The organism is Amycolatopsis echigonensis (genome assembly GCF_014174495.1).
GTDB lineage: Bacteria > Actinomycetota > Actinomycetes > Mycobacteriales > Pseudonocardiaceae > Amycolatopsis > Amycolatopsis echigonensis.
This window is the reverse complement of the sequence record NZ_JACJHR010000011.1, coordinates 62,638-76,449: the sequence shown is the minus strand read 5'-3', so window position 1 is coordinate 76,449 and position 13,812 is coordinate 62,638. Positions and strand designations below refer to the sequence as shown.

Annotated in this window: 12 protein-coding genes; 4 read left to right on the top strand and 8 right to left on the bottom strand. The window is 69.9% G+C overall.

Going from position 1 to position 13,812, the window contains the following annotated elements:
- Positions 1-27: 27 nt before the first annotated feature.
- Positions 28-2,616 (top strand): CHAT domain-containing protein, encoded by a 2,589-nt coding sequence (locus H5411_RS10385; protein ID WP_101436434.1) that lies wholly within the window; start codon positions 28-30, stop codon positions 2,614-2,616.
- Between the two features lie 262 nt (positions 2,617-2,878).
- Here the strand turns inward: H5411_RS10385 and H5411_RS10380 are convergent, their stop codons facing one another.
- Both H5411_RS10380 and H5411_RS10375 read right to left on the bottom strand, forming a co-directional pair.
- Positions 2,879-3,637 carry a polysaccharide deacetylase family protein gene (locus H5411_RS10380; protein ID WP_101436433.1) on the bottom strand — a complete coding sequence of 253 codons (759 nt, stop codon included), beginning with the start codon at positions 3,635-3,637 and terminating at the stop codon, positions 2,879-2,881.
- 85 nt (positions 3,638-3,722) lie between these two features.
- The gene (locus H5411_RS10375) at positions 3,723-4,169 is read right to left on the bottom strand and encodes an SRPBCC family protein (RefSeq protein ID WP_101436432.1); all 447 of its coding nucleotides are present in this window, start codon (positions 4,167-4,169) and stop codon (positions 3,723-3,725) included.
- Positions 4,170-4,243: 74 nt separating this feature from the next.
- Between H5411_RS10375 and H5411_RS10370 the strand changes: the two genes are divergently transcribed.
- Positions 4,244-6,202 (top strand): FUSC family protein, encoded by a 1,959-nt coding sequence (locus tag H5411_RS10370; protein WP_101436431.1) that lies wholly within the window; start codon positions 4,244-4,246, stop codon positions 6,200-6,202.
- 48 nt (positions 6,203-6,250) lie between these two features.
- Here H5411_RS10370 and H5411_RS10365 read toward each other — a convergent pair whose 3' ends face one another.
- The 4 genes from H5411_RS10365 to H5411_RS10350 form a co-directional block, all read right to left on the bottom strand.
- Positions 6,251-6,505, bottom strand: a complete 255-nt coding sequence (locus H5411_RS10365) for an antitoxin (protein ID WP_101436430.1) — start codon at positions 6,503-6,505, stop codon at positions 6,251-6,253.
- A 65-nt stretch (positions 6,506-6,570) separates the two neighbouring features.
- Entirely contained in the window at positions 6,571-7,539 is a 969-nt protein-coding gene (locus H5411_RS10360; protein ID WP_101440892.1) for a prephenate dehydrogenase, read from the bottom strand.
- Positions 7,540-7,568: 29 nt separating this feature from the next.
- The gene (locus H5411_RS10355; protein WP_183123671.1) at positions 7,569-9,575 is read right to left on the bottom strand and encodes an NADPH-dependent 2,4-dienoyl-CoA reductase; all 2,007 of its coding nucleotides are present in this window, start codon (positions 9,573-9,575) and stop codon (positions 7,569-7,571) included.
- Positions 9,575-10,120 carry a PadR family transcriptional regulator gene (locus H5411_RS10350; protein ID WP_183123670.1) on the bottom strand — a complete coding sequence of 182 codons (546 nt, stop codon included), beginning with the start codon at positions 10,118-10,120 and terminating at the stop codon, positions 9,575-9,577. The genes H5411_RS10355 and H5411_RS10350 overlap by 1 nt, the downstream gene beginning before the upstream one ends.
- Before the next feature lie 112 nt (positions 10,121-10,232).
- Between H5411_RS10350 and H5411_RS10345 the strand changes: the two genes are divergently transcribed.
- On the top strand, positions 10,233-11,162 hold the full coding sequence (locus H5411_RS10345) for a patatin-like phospholipase family protein (RefSeq protein WP_183123669.1): 930 nt from the start codon (positions 10,233-10,235) through the stop codon (positions 11,160-11,162).
- 111 nt (positions 11,163-11,273) lie between these two features.
- Here H5411_RS10345 and H5411_RS10340 read toward each other — a convergent pair whose 3' ends face one another.
- Both H5411_RS10340 and H5411_RS10335 read right to left on the bottom strand, forming a co-directional pair.
- Complete coding sequence (locus tag H5411_RS10340) at positions 11,274-12,122, bottom strand: SAM-dependent methyltransferase (RefSeq protein WP_183123668.1); 849 nt, start codon at positions 12,120-12,122, stop codon at positions 11,274-11,276.
- 49 nt (positions 12,123-12,171) lie between these two features.
- Complete coding sequence (locus tag H5411_RS10335) at positions 12,172-12,645, bottom strand: MarR family winged helix-turn-helix transcriptional regulator (RefSeq protein WP_183123667.1); 474 nt, start codon at positions 12,643-12,645, stop codon at positions 12,172-12,174.
- A 160-nt stretch (positions 12,646-12,805) separates the two neighbouring features.
- On the opposite strand from H5411_RS10335, the gene H5411_RS10330 reads away from it, so the two are divergent.
- A complete protein-coding gene (locus H5411_RS10330) occupies positions 12,806-13,768 on the top strand; it encodes an alpha/beta hydrolase (RefSeq protein ID WP_183123700.1) in 963 nt (320 codons plus the stop codon).
- Positions 13,769-13,812: the final 44 nt, after the last annotated feature.

Genomic DNA, 13,812 nt, shown 5'->3' with positions numbered 1-13,812 from the left:
TGGCGGAGGTGTGCTCCCATAGAGTCCGTGTCCGCGCCCGTCCATGATCGAACGATCGCGGCGGCGTCCGATCTGTACGCGCGCGGCCGGGCCGCCGCGTCCGATCAACGGCCCGGCATCGCGGTGCGGTTGTTCCGCAGCGCGCTCACGCGGCTGGCGCGCGTCGCCGATCCGCTGCCCGAACACCGGGAACTGCAGGTCCGCGTCCTGGTGAGCCTCGGCGCGGCCGCGGCCGAGGTCGCCTCCACCGACGCCGGTCTCGTGCACCTGGAGACCGCGCGGCAGCTTCGCGACCAGCTCCCGGAGAGCAAGGTCGCCCGCGAACTGGGCTTGCTGGTCACCGGCCAGCGCGCCGTGGTGCTGATGCGCGGCGGCCGGTTCAGCGAATCGCTTTCGGTCTACGACGCCGTGCTGCCCGGGATCGAGGCCGAGTTCGACGACGACCGCCGCACCCTGGTGATCATGCTGATGAACCGGGCGCTCGTGCAGATGGCGCTGAACCAGCCGAACGCCGCGCAAGCCGACCTCGAACGCGCGCTCCGGTTCGCCCGGGAGAACGGGCACACCCGGCTCGAGGGCAAGATCCGGCAGAACCTCGGCGATCACGCGCAGCTCATCGGCGACGTCCCGCAAGCGTTGTCCAGCTACGAACAAGCCGCGCGCATCCTTGTCACCGAATCGCCCGGTTCGATCCCGCTGATCCGGCTCGACCAGGCCCGCGCGCTGCTCACCGCGGGCCTCGCCGACGAGGCGGGCAAACATCTCGACGAAGCGCTGCCGGATTTGCGCGCCAACGGATCCGGCCAGCACATCGCGGAAGCCGAGGTCGCCCGGGCCGCCGCCGCGTTGCTGGAGGGCGATTTCGCGTTGGCGCGAAAGTCCGCGTCGGACGCGCGCCGCCGATTTCTCCGCCGCGGCAATCGGACGTGGGCCGAAATCGCCGGTCTGGCCCGGTTCCGGGCGGAAGCGCAGCAGGTGCTGTCGGACCGCGAAGGACGCTCTACCTCGCGATTGCCCGCCGAACTCGTCTCCATCGCCGAACGGCTGGCCGCGCTCGGGCTGCGGGACGAGGCGGCGGTCGCGCGGCTGTTCGCGGTGCGCTTGCTGATCCGCCGCAAGGAAATCGCCGAAGCCTCGCTCGTACTCACGCACGTGCCGGCTCCGCGCGCGACGTCGCCGGTCGACCACCGGATGCTGTTCCGGCTGTGCCGGGCGGAACTGGCTGTCGCGGAGGACCGGCCGCGCGCGGCGCTCGCACAGGCCCGCGCCGGACTGCGCGAACTCGGCACGATCCGCGACCGGATGGGCGGCCTCGACCTGCTGTGCGGAACGGCCGTGCACGGCGAGGAACTCGGCAGGCTGGCGATGCGGCTCGTGTTGCGGCGTGCACGGCGGAACGCGGCGGGCGCGCGGCGCATGTTCGCGTGGCTCGAACGCACCCGGGCGCAGGTTTACCGCTACGAACCGCTGCCGGTGATCGAGGACCCGGTGCTGGCCAAGCACATCAACGAGATGCGGCACGTCCAGCGCACCATTCAGCGCGCCCGGCTGGAGGGCGAGCCGGTGAAGGCGCTGGAGCAGCGGTACGCCCAGTTGCAGCGCGAGGCGAGCAGGCTCGGCTGGTACACGAGCCAGTGGGGCCGCCCGCGGCCGGTCGCGACGCCGGACGAGGTCGTCGCGGCGCTCGGCGACCGCGTGCTGGTGAGTTTGGTGCCCTACAACAATCAGCTGTACTCGGTGGTCGTCGACCGCGGGACGTTCCGGCTGCTCAAACTGGGTCCGCTGGACGACATCGTGGAGACCGCGACCCAGCTGCACGCCGACCTCGACGCGCTCGCGCCGGACCATCTGCCGCCGCTCATGGCCGAGACGGTGTCCGCGTCCGCGCGCCGCCGGGCGGAGAAGCTCGACGCGCTGATTTCCGCGTCGCTGGTCAAAACTCTCGACGACCGCGAGCTGGTGATCGTGCCGATCGGCCAGTTGTACGCGATGCCGTGGGGCGCGCTGCCGTCGCTGCGCGGGCATCCGGTGTCGATCGCGCCGTCGGCGACCGCGTGGATCACCGCGAAACGTCCGGCCGAGGACGGTCCGGTGCTGCTCGCGGGCGGCCCCGGGGTGCCGGGTGCGGTCGGCGAGGTGAGCAAGCTGCGTTCGGTCTACCCGGACGCGCAGCTGGTCGAGGGCGACGACGCGACGAGCACGACGGTTCTGACCGCGTTGGACGGCACCCGGTTGGCGCACGTGGTCGCCCATGGCGCGCACGAGCCGGCGAACGCGCTGTTCTCCCGCATCGAATTGGTCGACGGCCCGCTGTTCGCGCACGAGACGACCCGGCTCGCGAACCCGCCGGAACGGGTGGTGCTGGCCGCGTGCGAGCTGGCGATGAGCCACATCCGGCCGGGCGAGGAAGCGCTGGGCTTCGCCGGAACGCTGCTGGCGAGTGGTTCGCGGACGGTCATCGGCGCGGTGGCCCGGGTCGGCGACCGCGCGGCGGCGGACACGATGGCGGACCTGCACCGGCGGCTCGCGGAGGGGACTTCTCCCGCGCTGGCACTGGCCGAAGCGGTGGCCGTGGACCCGATGCGGCGGCCGTTCGTGTGCCTCGGGGCTGGCTGACCGCGCGCCAGGAGTCGGCCGCGCCTGGGGTTGGCAACGCGCGGAGGGCGGTCACAGCTGGCGGCGGCAGTCCGCGGAGCAGCGATGCCCGCAGGCGGCAGCGGGCGGAATGATGGCGCGGCGCGGCTTAGCGAGTGCCAGTGCAGCGGTGGAGGATTCTCGTGAGCGCCGGTGAGAACCGGCGCAGCCACTGAGGGTTCGCCAAGGGAAACAGCACGGCGGCAAGTCCGCGCTGCGCGAGGGTCGGCGCGGCGGGACCGGGTCAGCCCAGGAAGTCGGCCAGCGGGACCGGGGTCAGGCCGTCCTTCTTGGCCTGTGCGATGAAGGCTTCGTAGTCTTCCTTGAACGTCTTGCGGAAGTGCATCAGCACGATGTCGCCCGGGCGGAGCTTGTTGCCGGACTGGAACTGGACGACTCCGTCGTTGACCGAGGCGGTCCACAGGACCGTCACGCGCATGCCGCACATCGCGGCGGCCTTCAGCGTGTTCTGGTCGTAGTTGCCGAATGGCGGGCGGAAGAGCGTCGGGCGCACGCCAAGCGATTTCTGGAAGTCGTCGGCGTCGTCGCAGATTTCCTTCTTCTGGAAGTCCAGCGGTTTGCCCTTGAGGTTCGGGTGGTTGACCGTGTGGTCGCCGAGGACCGCCCCGGTCGAGTCCAGGATGGCCTTGAAGTACGCCTCGTGGCCCTTCACGTACCGGTTGTTCAGGAACAGCACCGGATGCCCGCCGGACTGCTGGATCAGGCTCTGCGCCGACGGGTCCTTCACGGCGCCGTCGTCCATGGTGATGAAGACGTACGGTTTGTCGGTCTGGATGCGGCGGACCACGCCGACCTTGCCGTCCTGGATCGCCGGGGCCTTCGCCTGCACGGTGCCGAACGGGTACGGCGCGGGCGGCGGAGCCGGGTTCGCGGCTCCCGGGGCGGGGTTCGCCTGTTCCGGGGGTTGACTCGAGTCCGGGCCGGAGCACGCCGACAGCACCAGCACGCCGGCCACCGCCGCCGCCAGCCACCGTTTCGCCATGCCGCTTCCTTTCCCTCGGGGTCCCCCGAGGGGATGACGTCCGTGCTCCGGTATTCGTTGATCGTTGTGGTGCAACGCACCCCGGTCAGGCGCCCCGGTTGCCCGCTTCGGCCAGCCGGGTGGCCAAAAATCCGATCACACCGCGCAACACTGCGAGGGCGACCGGACCCGTTCCGGGGATCCGTTCGGCGAACGAACCCGACCACCTGAGGTCCGTGCCGCCGTCGGCGTTCGGCGTGAACGCCACTTCCGCACGATAGTCGTGGACCGGGCTGAAACCGTCGAACGTGTAGACGTGCCGCCGGTCCGGTTCGAATTCCAGAGTCCGTTCGCGGGCCAGAACCGGCCACAATCCGACTTCCCGGACAGCGCCGACCCGGCCGTCGTCGCCGAGTGCCGCCCAGCGGGACTGCCATACGAGCGGCCGCGCCCACGTCGACCACAGCGTCCCGTCGCTTTCCAGCCGGAACAGCACCGACGGAGCGGCGGCGCTCACCCGGTTCACCTCGAACGAGTACCTGCGACCCGGCATGAAAGCTCCCTGCACACGTTGTTGACCGAGAGACAAATCAATCCCGGACGGCCCCGGTAGGTCAAGATGGAGCGGTGAGCCGCCCCGACTTCGCCGCGCCGCACTGGCTGACGCAACTTCTGCGCTCCAAACCGGTTCCCATTCCGTGGAACATGGTCGCTCGCGCGGTGGCCGCGCTGGCCGTTCCGCTGGCGGTCGCGTACGCGGCGGGCGACATCGCGGTGGGCGCGCTGATCTCCACCGGCGCGCTGCCGACCGTGCTGTCCGAGGCGGCCGGGGCCTATCGCTACCGCGCTCGCAGGCTGGGCGGGGCGACGTTCGCGGCCGCGATGGGGTATCTCGTAGGGCTCCTGACCGGCGGCATGCCGGCTTGGTCGATCCCGGCGATCGTGGTGATAGCGGCGATTTCCGCGCTCATCAGTGCCGCGGGCAGCAACGCTTCGGTGGCCGGGCTGCAGATGTTCGTCTTCTGCGTGCTCGGCACCGCGCAGCACGCGACCGGCGTGCGCACGGAAGTGCTCTTCGGCTACTTCTGCGCGGGCGCTGGCTGGGGATTGCTGGTCGCGCTCGGCACCTGGACGCTCCGCGCGACGAGCCCCGAACGCACCGCCGTCGCGCAGGTCTACATCGAACTCGCGGCGATGCTGTCGGCTGAGGACGAACCGACTTCGCGGGTCGCGCGCCACCAATTGACCACCGCGATGAGCACGGCGTACGACCGGCTGCTGGTCGCGCGCTCGTGGCTGTCCGGTCGAGACGCGACGTACCGCAGGCTGCTGAACCGGCTGTCCGCGACGACCCCCGCGGTCGAGGCGTCGGTGGCGATGGTCAACGCCGGACAGCGCGCGCCGGACGAGGTCATCGACTACTTGACGCGCGTCGCCGCCTCAGTGCTGGCGAGCCAGCCGCTGCCGCCCGCGCCCGAGCTGCCGGACGAGAACGCCGACGCGGTGCTCAGCGCGCTTTACGCCGGACTGGCGCGGATCGGGAAGCTCGACGATCGCAAGCGGCGCAAGAAGGTCTCGGCGCTGCGCCGCGTGCGCGAGTGGGCGAGCGGGCTCTCCGGACCGCTGACTTGGGTGGCGACGCTGCGGCTGACGTTGTGCGTCGCGGTGGCCGAAGTGGTGGCGCTGCTGGTGCCGTTCGAGCGGTCGTACTGGATCACCCTGACCGTAGGCGTGGTGCTGAAACCGGACTTCGGTTCGGTGTTCGGCCGCGCGGTGCTGCGCGGGATGGGCACGGTCGCCGGTGTCGGGATCGGTGCGGTGGTGCTCGCGTTCGGGGCCCGAGGCTGGGTGCTGGTGGCGCTGATCGCGGTGTTCGCCGGCGGGGCCGCGGTGGGGAAGGTCCGCAACTACGGGATGCTCGGCACGTTCGTGACGCCGCTGATCATCCTGCAGATGGACCTCGCCAACACGGGCAGCTGGCCGGTCGTGCTGGCGCGGCTGGTCGACACCGTGATCGGCTGTGTGATCGTGCTCGTTTTCGGCTATCTGCTGTGGCCGGGTTCGCGGCGGCCGACTGTCGGCGGACGGCTGGCGGACAGTTTCGACACGGTGGCCAAGTACGTCCGCACCGCGATGGTGCTGAACTCGACCAGCGAATCGCGGCTCGCCCGGTCACGGGCCCGGCGGGCGGCGTACCGCGCGCTCGCGGACCTGCGGACCGCGTTCCAGCAGGTGATCGTGGAGCCGTCGCCGGCGGGCAGGCAGGCGGTGGCGTGGTGGCCGGTGATCGCAGGGCTGGAGCGGGTGACCGACGCGGTGACCGAGGTCGGCGTGACCATCGGCGAGGGCGCGCCGGCTCCGTCGCCCGCGGACATCGAGCTGCTCACGGACGCGTTGGCGGAGCTGGCTTCCGCGGTCCGCGAGCAGCGGGACCCGGATTCGGTGCCGATGCCGGACAACCCTCGGCTCGCCGGGGTCGTGGACCAGCTCGGCTCGACGTTCGACGCGGTGCGTGGGCCGGACCTGGTGGAACGCTCGCCGCTGCGGCTGGTGCGCCGGTTCCTCCCGTACCACCGGCGCACCTGAGCCGAGAGCCGCATGGGGTGCCGCCGGGCCCACCCTGGAGGCGGAGGGTTACTGCTGTCCGCCGGGCTGGCCGCCCTCGGGCTTGCCGTCTTCGGGCTTCTCGCCGCCCTCGTCGTGCTTGCCGGTGACCTTGCCGAGCAGGTCCTTCGCCTTGCCGACGCCGCCGTCGATCTGCGAGTCGTGGCCGCTGACCTTGGACTTCGCGAATTCAGCCGCCTTCTCGAGCCCCTGCTCGAGCTTGCCGCTGTTCTCGCGCAGCGCCTCGGTCGCCTTGTTCTTGAGCTCGTCGAAGTTGATGCCCATCGAATGCCTCCCCGGGGTTGGGATTGAGAGACTTCAATCGTCACACACCAGGCGTTCCAGGCAAGTCAAGACACTTCACCGAGGGCCACCGCTCCGTCCAGTCCGGTGATCCGGCCGCCGCGTTCGCCGAGTGCGACGAGTCCTTCGCGGGCGTCGGCGGCGGTGAGGTCGATGCGGACGCCGGACCGCGCCGCGTCGCGGGTCGCTTCCAGGGCGAGCGCGCCTTCGTGACCTGCGTTGATGGTCGCCGCGAGACCGCCGGTGGACGCGAGCGAACCGCGGGCGGCTCCCAAGCGGCCGAGCGCGTCGTCGACGATCGGCAGCAGGGCGTCGCGGTTGCCTTCGGTCATCGCGCGCACCAGGTCCGGCGACGATCCGGCGACGCGGGTGCCGTCGCGGAACGAGCCGGCGGCCAGCGACATCGCGAGCGGGCCGCCCTGCGCGCCGACCGAGGCGAGGATCGCGGCGAACAGGTGCGGCAGGTGCGAAATCCGGGCGACCGTCTCGTCGTGCGAATCGGCGGGCAGCGGCACGGCGTGCGCGCCGACGTCCAGGACGAGCCGGGTGACCTCGGCCCACGCCGTGAGGTCGGTTTCCTCTTCGACGCCGACGACCCACGCGGCGTCCCGGAAGAGCATGGTGTCGCCAGCGAGCCAGCCGGAGCGCGAGGTGCCCGCCATCGGGTGCCCGCCGACGTAGCGCGTGTACGGCGCGCGGCGGCGGACTGCGTCGAGCATCGGGCCCTTCACGCTGACCACGTCGGTGAGGAGGCAGTGCGACGCGTGTTGCGCGACCTGCCGCAGCAGGTTTTCCACCGCGGGCAGCGGCACCGCGATGACCACGATCGCGTCCGCGGACGCCGCGCGCTGCAGAGCGGCTTCGGCGTCGGTGGTGACGTCATAGCCGCCTCGGCTCGCCGCATCAGCGTCCACTTCGGACACTGTGGCTCCCCATACGGTCCTGCCGCTCGCCGCGGCGGCTCGCAGCAGGGAACCGCCGATGAGCCCGAGCCCGATCACGCATACGTCTCGCACGTGGCCATCCTGCCAGTGCGCGCAAGCGGCTACAGGACGGCGGCCAGCCGGGTGCCCTGGTCGATCGCCCGTTTGGCGTCGAGTTCCCGTGCTTCGTCGGCCCCGCCGACCAGATGCACCGGCACGTCGCCGAGCGCGTCGGCGAGCTCCCGCACGGATTCCTGGCCGGCGCAGACCACCACGGTGTCGACCTCCAGCAGCCGCGGTTTCCCGTCGACCGTCAGGTGCAGGCCGGCGTCGTCGATCCGTTCGTAGGAGACCCCGCTGATCCTTTCGATGCCCTTGGCGCGCAGGGCCGCGCGGTGCACCCAGCCGGACGTCTTGCCGAGCCCGGCCCCGATCGGCGACTTCTTGCGCTGCAGCAGGTAGAGCTGCCGCGGCGACGGTTCCGGCTTCGGCTTCACCAGTCCGCCGGGTGCGAGCGCGGGGTCGGTGACGCCCCATTCGGCCATCCAGGCGGCACGATCCAACGCGGGCGACGAGCTGTGCGTGAGGAATTCGCTGACGTCGACGCCGATGCCGCCCGCACCGATCACCGCGACCCGTTCGCCGACCGGCTTGCCGTGCCGCACGACGTCGACGTACGACAGCACCTTCGGATGGTCGATCCCGGGCAGCGCCGGGACCCGCGGCGTGACGCCGGTGGCCAGCACGACTTCGTCGAAGCCGGTCAGGTCCGCGGCGGTCGCCCGGATGCCGAGACGCACCTTCACACCGGTGACCTCCAGCCGGCGGGTGTAGTACCGGATGGTCTCGGCGAATTCCTCCTTGCCGGGAATCCGTTGTGCGATCCCGAACTGGCCGCCGATTTCGTCGTCGGCCTCGAACAGTTCGACGTCGTGGCCGCGTTCGCCGAGCGCCGTCGCGGTGGCGAGCCCGGCCGGTCCGGCTCCGACAACGGCGATCCGCTTGGTCCGCCGGGCCGGAAGCAGGTTCAAGGTCGTTTCGTGCCCGGCCCGCGGATTCACCATGCAGGACACCGGTTTCCGGCTGAACGCGTGGTCGAGGCAGGCCTGGTTGCACGCGATGCAGGCGTTGATCTCGTCCGTGCGGCCGGTCTCGGCCTTGCGGATCCAGTCCGGGTCGGCGAGCAGCGGACGGGCCATCGAGACCAGATCCGCGTCGCCGTCGGCGAGCGCCTGTTCCGCGACGTGCGGCAGGTTGATCCGGTTGGAGGTCACCACCGGCACCGACACGTGCGGCTTCAGCTTGCCGGTGACCCAGGTGAACGCGCCGCGCGGCACCGACGTGACGATCGTCGGCACGCGCGCCTCGTGCCAGCCGATGCCGGTGTTGATGATCGTGGCCCCGGCCGCCTCGACTTCACGGGCAAGCGCGACGACGTCGTCCCAGCTCTGCCCGCCTTCGACAAGGTCGAGCATGGACAGCCGGTAGACGATGATGAAGTCCGGCCCGACTTTTTCCCTGGTGCGCCGGACGATCTCGACCGCGAACCGGCGGCGTTTCTCCGCGGTGCCGCCCCAGGCGTCGGTGCGCCGGTTAGTGCGTTCGGCGAGGAACTGGTTGATCAGATAGCCCTCGGAACCCATGATCTCGACGCCGTCGTACCCGGCGTCGCGGGCCAGCGCGGTGCAGTCGGCGAACGCGCGGATGGTGCGGTGCACGCCGTACCCCGTGAGCGCGCGCGGGCGGAACGGGTTGATCGGCGCTTTGCGGCTCGACGCGGAAACGCTCAGCGGGTGATAGGCGTAGCGGCCGGCGTGCAGGATCTGCAACGCGATCTTGCCGCCCTCGGCGTGCACCGCGCTGGTCAGCAACTGGTGGTGTTTCGCCTCGGCGGGCGTGGACAGCTTCGAGGCCAACGGCAACAGCCATCCGGTGCGGTTCGGCGCGACCCCGCCGGTGACGATCAGTCCGACGCCGCCGCGCGCGCGTTCGGCGTAGTACTCGGCCAGCCGCGGGAAGCGGGAGGCGCGGTCTTCCAGACCGGTGTGCATCGAGCCCATTAGGACGCGGTTGCGCAGCGTCGTGAAGCCGAGATCGAGCGGGGACAGCAGGTTCGGGTACTCGGTCATCAATCGTCCTTCTCGTCGGCGCGCAACGCGGTCAGGATTTCTTCCAGCCATTCGACCTGGCCTTCTTCGACTCGGATTCCACCGCGCAGCACGAGGTACTGGTGCAGCGGACGGCCGCGGAGCCGGTCCGGGGCGGGGAAGTCGCGCTTCTCGATCTGCCGGTACAGCTCGAGCCGTTCGGCGTGCGCGTCGCGGTGCCGGGCGATCTCGGCGGCGACCGCCTCGGCGTCGCCGAACGACGCCCCGCGCAGCTTCACCGCCAGTTCCTGCGGCCCGGCTTGCGGTGACGGTTCGGCGAGCCAGCGACGCAGTTCGGCCCGGCCCGGTTCGGCGACGGTGTAGACCTTCTTGTCCGGCCGCCCGTCCTGGGCCACCACGTCGACGGCGACCTGGCCGGCCTCCTCCATTCGCTTCAGCACGCGGTAAATCTGCTGGTGGGAGGCGCTCCAGAACAGCCCGATGGACTTCTCGAACCGGCGCGCCAGCTCGTAGCCCGAGCCGGAACGCTCGGAGAGCGAGACGAGGATCGCGTGCTCCAGTGCCATGACGGACAGTGTCATATGCAACTAGGTGCAGTGCAACTGAGTGCAACCCAGGTCACCCGGAGAGGGGGCAAATCGGGTCGATCGGCGCGGCGAAAAGGATCAAGATGGAGTCGTGCATCCGGTTTTGGAACTGCTCGCCGCGCGGATCGCCGAAGGGAGCGTGCCGGGGCGGCGGACGGACGGGCGCCGGCTCGCGCTCGCTGTCGAGGGCGGCAGCAGCCGCGGCACGTATTCGAGCGGGATGGTGCTCGCGCTCGACGAACTCGGGGCCACACTGGCGTTCGACGACGTGTACGGTGCCTCCGCCGGTGCGCTCAACGCGGCGTGGCTGTTGTGCGGGCGCTCGCAGACCGGGGTGCGCACCTGGTGGAACCCGACCGTGATGCGGCGGATCATCAACCCGCTGCACACCCTGCGCGGCCGGGCGGTGATCGACCTCGAATACCTCGTGCACCAGGTGTACTCGGTGCTCGAACCCATGGATTTCCCGGCGATCCTGGCGAATCCGGTCGGCTTCCATCCGCTCGCCACCGACGCGGACACCGGCGAGTCGACCGATCTGCATCCGTTCATCGACGACGTGGACGGGATCAAGATCGCGCTCGCCGCGTCGTCGTGCATGCCGGTGCTGGCCGGGCCGCCGATCGCGATGGGCGGGCGGCGGTTCGTGGACGCGGGGATCGCCGAGCCGTTGCCGTTCCGCACTGCGTTGGCGCAGGGCGCGACGGACGTGCTGGTGTTGCGCACTCGGCGCGAGGACGAACGTCCGGTGCCGCCGCCGCGAGTGCAGGATGTGGTTGTGCCTCGGTTTCTCCGCCGCCACGCGCCGGGCACCATCGACGCCTGGCGCACGCAGTACCACCGGGATCTGGAGGACGAACGCCAGTTGCGGGAAGATCCGCGGCTGGCCAGCGTCCGGCCGCCAGCTGGTGCTCCGGATGTGGTGGTGCTGGAACGGGATCCGGCTGTGTTGCGGCGTGCGGTGGAGTTGGGCCGGGACGCGGTTTATGCGGCGCTGGAAGTCTTGCGCAGGGCTTCGTGAAGGCGACTGCTGGCCGAGTCCTAAGTGGATGCCGAAGGAAAACCAGCCATGGCACGGCGGACTTGCGGTGGCCACCACGTCAGCCGGGTCAGGCGCTGTCGGGAAACCCGGTCAGTCCAGCGGTTTCCGGGCCACGCCGCCGATCACCCGCGACTCCGACGGCGACTTCGCGAACAGCGTGTCGGCGTCTGGATGCCACGCCGGCGCGTACACCAGGCCCGGTTCGAGAAGCGGCCAGCCGCCGAAGAACCGCTCGAACTCCGCCTTCGTGCGCAGGATGCCGGGATTGGTGGTCGACTCGTAGTACTCGATGAGGTCGGCGAGAGCCTGGCGTTCGTTGTCGTCGACCGGGTTTTCGTTGGTCATCTGGGAAAGGATGAGCAACGAGCCCGGCGCGAGCTGCTTGCGGTAGTACTCGAGGACGCCGTCCGGGTCCTGCTCGTCCTTGATGAAGTGCAGCACCGCGTTGACGATCAGCGCCACCGGTTTCCGGACGTCGATCACGTCCGAATCGGCGACCCGGTCCCACAATTCGGCGGGCTGCAGGAGGTCCGCGGCGATCGCCTGGTGCCGGTCCTCGTCCGCGGTGTCGGCGAGCAGCACCTGCGAATGTGCGAGCGCCACCGGCTCGTTGTCCAGGTACAGCACGGAAACGTCGTGTTCCGGGCGTTCGTCGTCGGCGACCTCGTGCACGTTGCCCGCGGTGGGCAGGCCGGACCCGATGTCGACGAACTGCCGGATGCCCTCGCGCACGCTCTGGCGCACCGCCCGGCCGAGGAACTGCCTGCTGGTGCGGCAGTATTCGCCGATCAGCGGCAGCCGCTCTCGCACCTTCTCGGCGAACATCCGGTCGATCGCGTAGTTCGTGGTGCCGCCGATGAAGTAGTCGTAGACGCGGGCCGCCGACGGCCGGTCCAGGCTGGCTTCCACCGCGCGCAGCGCTTCGTCCTGTGTGCTCATCGCCGTCCTCCCGCTCGCCCTGGCGCTCATGCTAACCACGGCGTCCGGTTCAGCTCGGGCGGTAGGACTCCCGGTAGGCGTTGACCGAAGCCGTCAGCTGATCCATCGCGGCGCGCATCCGGTTCAGCTCGGCGTTGTCCATGTTCATCGCCGCTCCGACGTGCGGCGGGATCCGTTCCGCCTTGGCGCGCAAGGCGATTCCCTCGTCGGTGAGCCGGATGCGGACCGAACGTTCGTCGTCGGATTGGCGTTCGCGCTTGATCAGCCCGGCCTTCTCCAGCCGCTTCAACAGCGGCGACAGCGTGCCGGAGTCGAGGTTGAGCGCGGAGCCGAGTTCCTTGACCTGCTGCTCGTCCTGCTGCCACAGCGCGAGCATCACGAGGTACTGCGGGTAGGTCAGGTCGAGCGGTTCGAGCAGCACGCGGTAGAGCGCGGTGACTGCCCGGGAGGCCGAGTACAGGCCGAAGCACAGCTGGTCGTCAAGCAGCAGCGAGCCGGTTTCTCCGGTGTCTGGGCTGGTCATCGGTGGCCTCCCTCGGGGTTCGTGCGCCAGCTCTCCATCCTCTCTCGACTGGCTGGGAAGGGCAACTCAAGTGCTCTAGATCTCATTGAGCCTAATCAAGTTGTGCGCAATTAAGTTGCGAGCTATGTTCATCCTGTCCGATCCGATACCGGAGGAAGCCATGACCGCGAACCCGCAGAACCTCGTCCTCGAGCCGGCCGCCCAGGCGTTCGCCGAGGCCACCGACCAGCCTCCGTACCTTTTCCAGCTCCCGCCCGCCGAGGGCCGCAAAGCGGTCGACGGCGTCCAGGACGGCGAAGTCGAACTCGCCCCCGCCGACATCGAGACGCTGACTGTCCCGGGTGGACCGAACGGCGACGTCGAAGTCCGGATCGTGAAGCCGCGAGGTGTCACCGGGCCGCTTCCGGTGCTTGTCTACGTCCATGGGGCCGGTTGGGTCTTCGGCGATTTCCACACGCACGAACGGCTCGTCCGCGAACTCGCCGCCGGAACGGGTGCGGCAGTTGTTTTTCCGGAATACAGCCGTTCGCCCGAAGTTCGTTACCCCGTCGCGATCGAAGAGAACTATGCCGCCGTGAAGTGGGTCGTCCAGCACGGTGCGGACAAGGGGCTCGACACCACGCGAATCGCGATCGCGGGCGACTCCGTCGGCGGCAACATGACCGCGGCTCTGACACTGATGGCCAAGGAGCGCGGGGACGTGAAGTTCCTTCAGCAGGTGCTGTTCTACCCGGTCACTGACGCATCCTTCGACACCGAGTCGTACACGAAGTTCGCCGAGGGCTACTTCCTCAGCCGTGAAGGCATGAAGTGGTTCTGGGACCAGTACACGACTGATGAGGCACAGCGCGCCGAGATCACCGCTTCGCCGCTTCGCGCGACCGTGGAGCAACTCGCCGGACTGCCGCCGGCGCTCGTGATCACCGGCGAGGCGGACGTTCTTCGCGATGAAGGCGAGGCGTACGCCGCGAAGCTGCGACAGGCGGGGGTGCCTGTGACCGCGGTTCGGTACCAGGGCATCATTCACGACTTCGTGATGGTGAACGCGCTCCGTGAAACGCACGCGGCGGAGGCGGCGATCACCCAAGCGATCACGGTGTTGCGCGGCGCATTCGGCAACTAATCGGGAACTAACGGGCAATCGCTAGGGACCGAGGACGTCGGAGG

What these genes read in the sequence shown, in the direction of transcription:
- H5411_RS10340 (WP_183123668.1), bottom strand. Translation starts at nt 12,122, where the DNA reads ATGAGCACACAGGACGAAGCGCTGCGCGCGGTGGAAGCCAGCCTGGAC.
- H5411_RS10355 (WP_183123671.1), bottom strand. Translation starts at nt 9,575, where the DNA reads ATGACCGAGTACCCGAACCTGCTGTCCCCGCTCGATCTCGGCTTCACG.
- H5411_RS10380 (WP_101436433.1), bottom strand. Translation starts at nt 3,637, where the DNA reads ATGGCGAAACGGTGGCTGGCGGCGGCGGTGGCCGGCGTGCTGGTGCTG.
- H5411_RS10330 (WP_183123700.1), top strand. Translation starts at nt 12,806, where the DNA reads ATGACCGCGAACCCGCAGAACCTCGTCCTCGAGCCGGCCGCCCAGGCG.
- H5411_RS10375 (WP_101436432.1), bottom strand. Translation starts at nt 4,169, where the DNA reads ATGCCGGGTCGCAGGTACTCGTTCGAGGTGAACCGGGTGAGCGCCGCC.
- H5411_RS10335 (WP_183123667.1), bottom strand. Translation starts at nt 12,645, where the DNA reads ATGACCAGCCCAGACACCGGAGAAACCGGCTCGCTGCTGCTTGACGAC.
- H5411_RS10350 (WP_183123670.1), bottom strand. Translation starts at nt 10,120, where the DNA reads ATGGCACTGGAGCACGCGATCCTCGTCTCGCTCTCCGAGCGTTCCGGC.
- H5411_RS10365 (WP_101436430.1), bottom strand. Translation starts at nt 6,505, where the DNA reads ATGGGCATCAACTTCGACGAGCTCAAGAACAAGGCGACCGAGGCGCTG.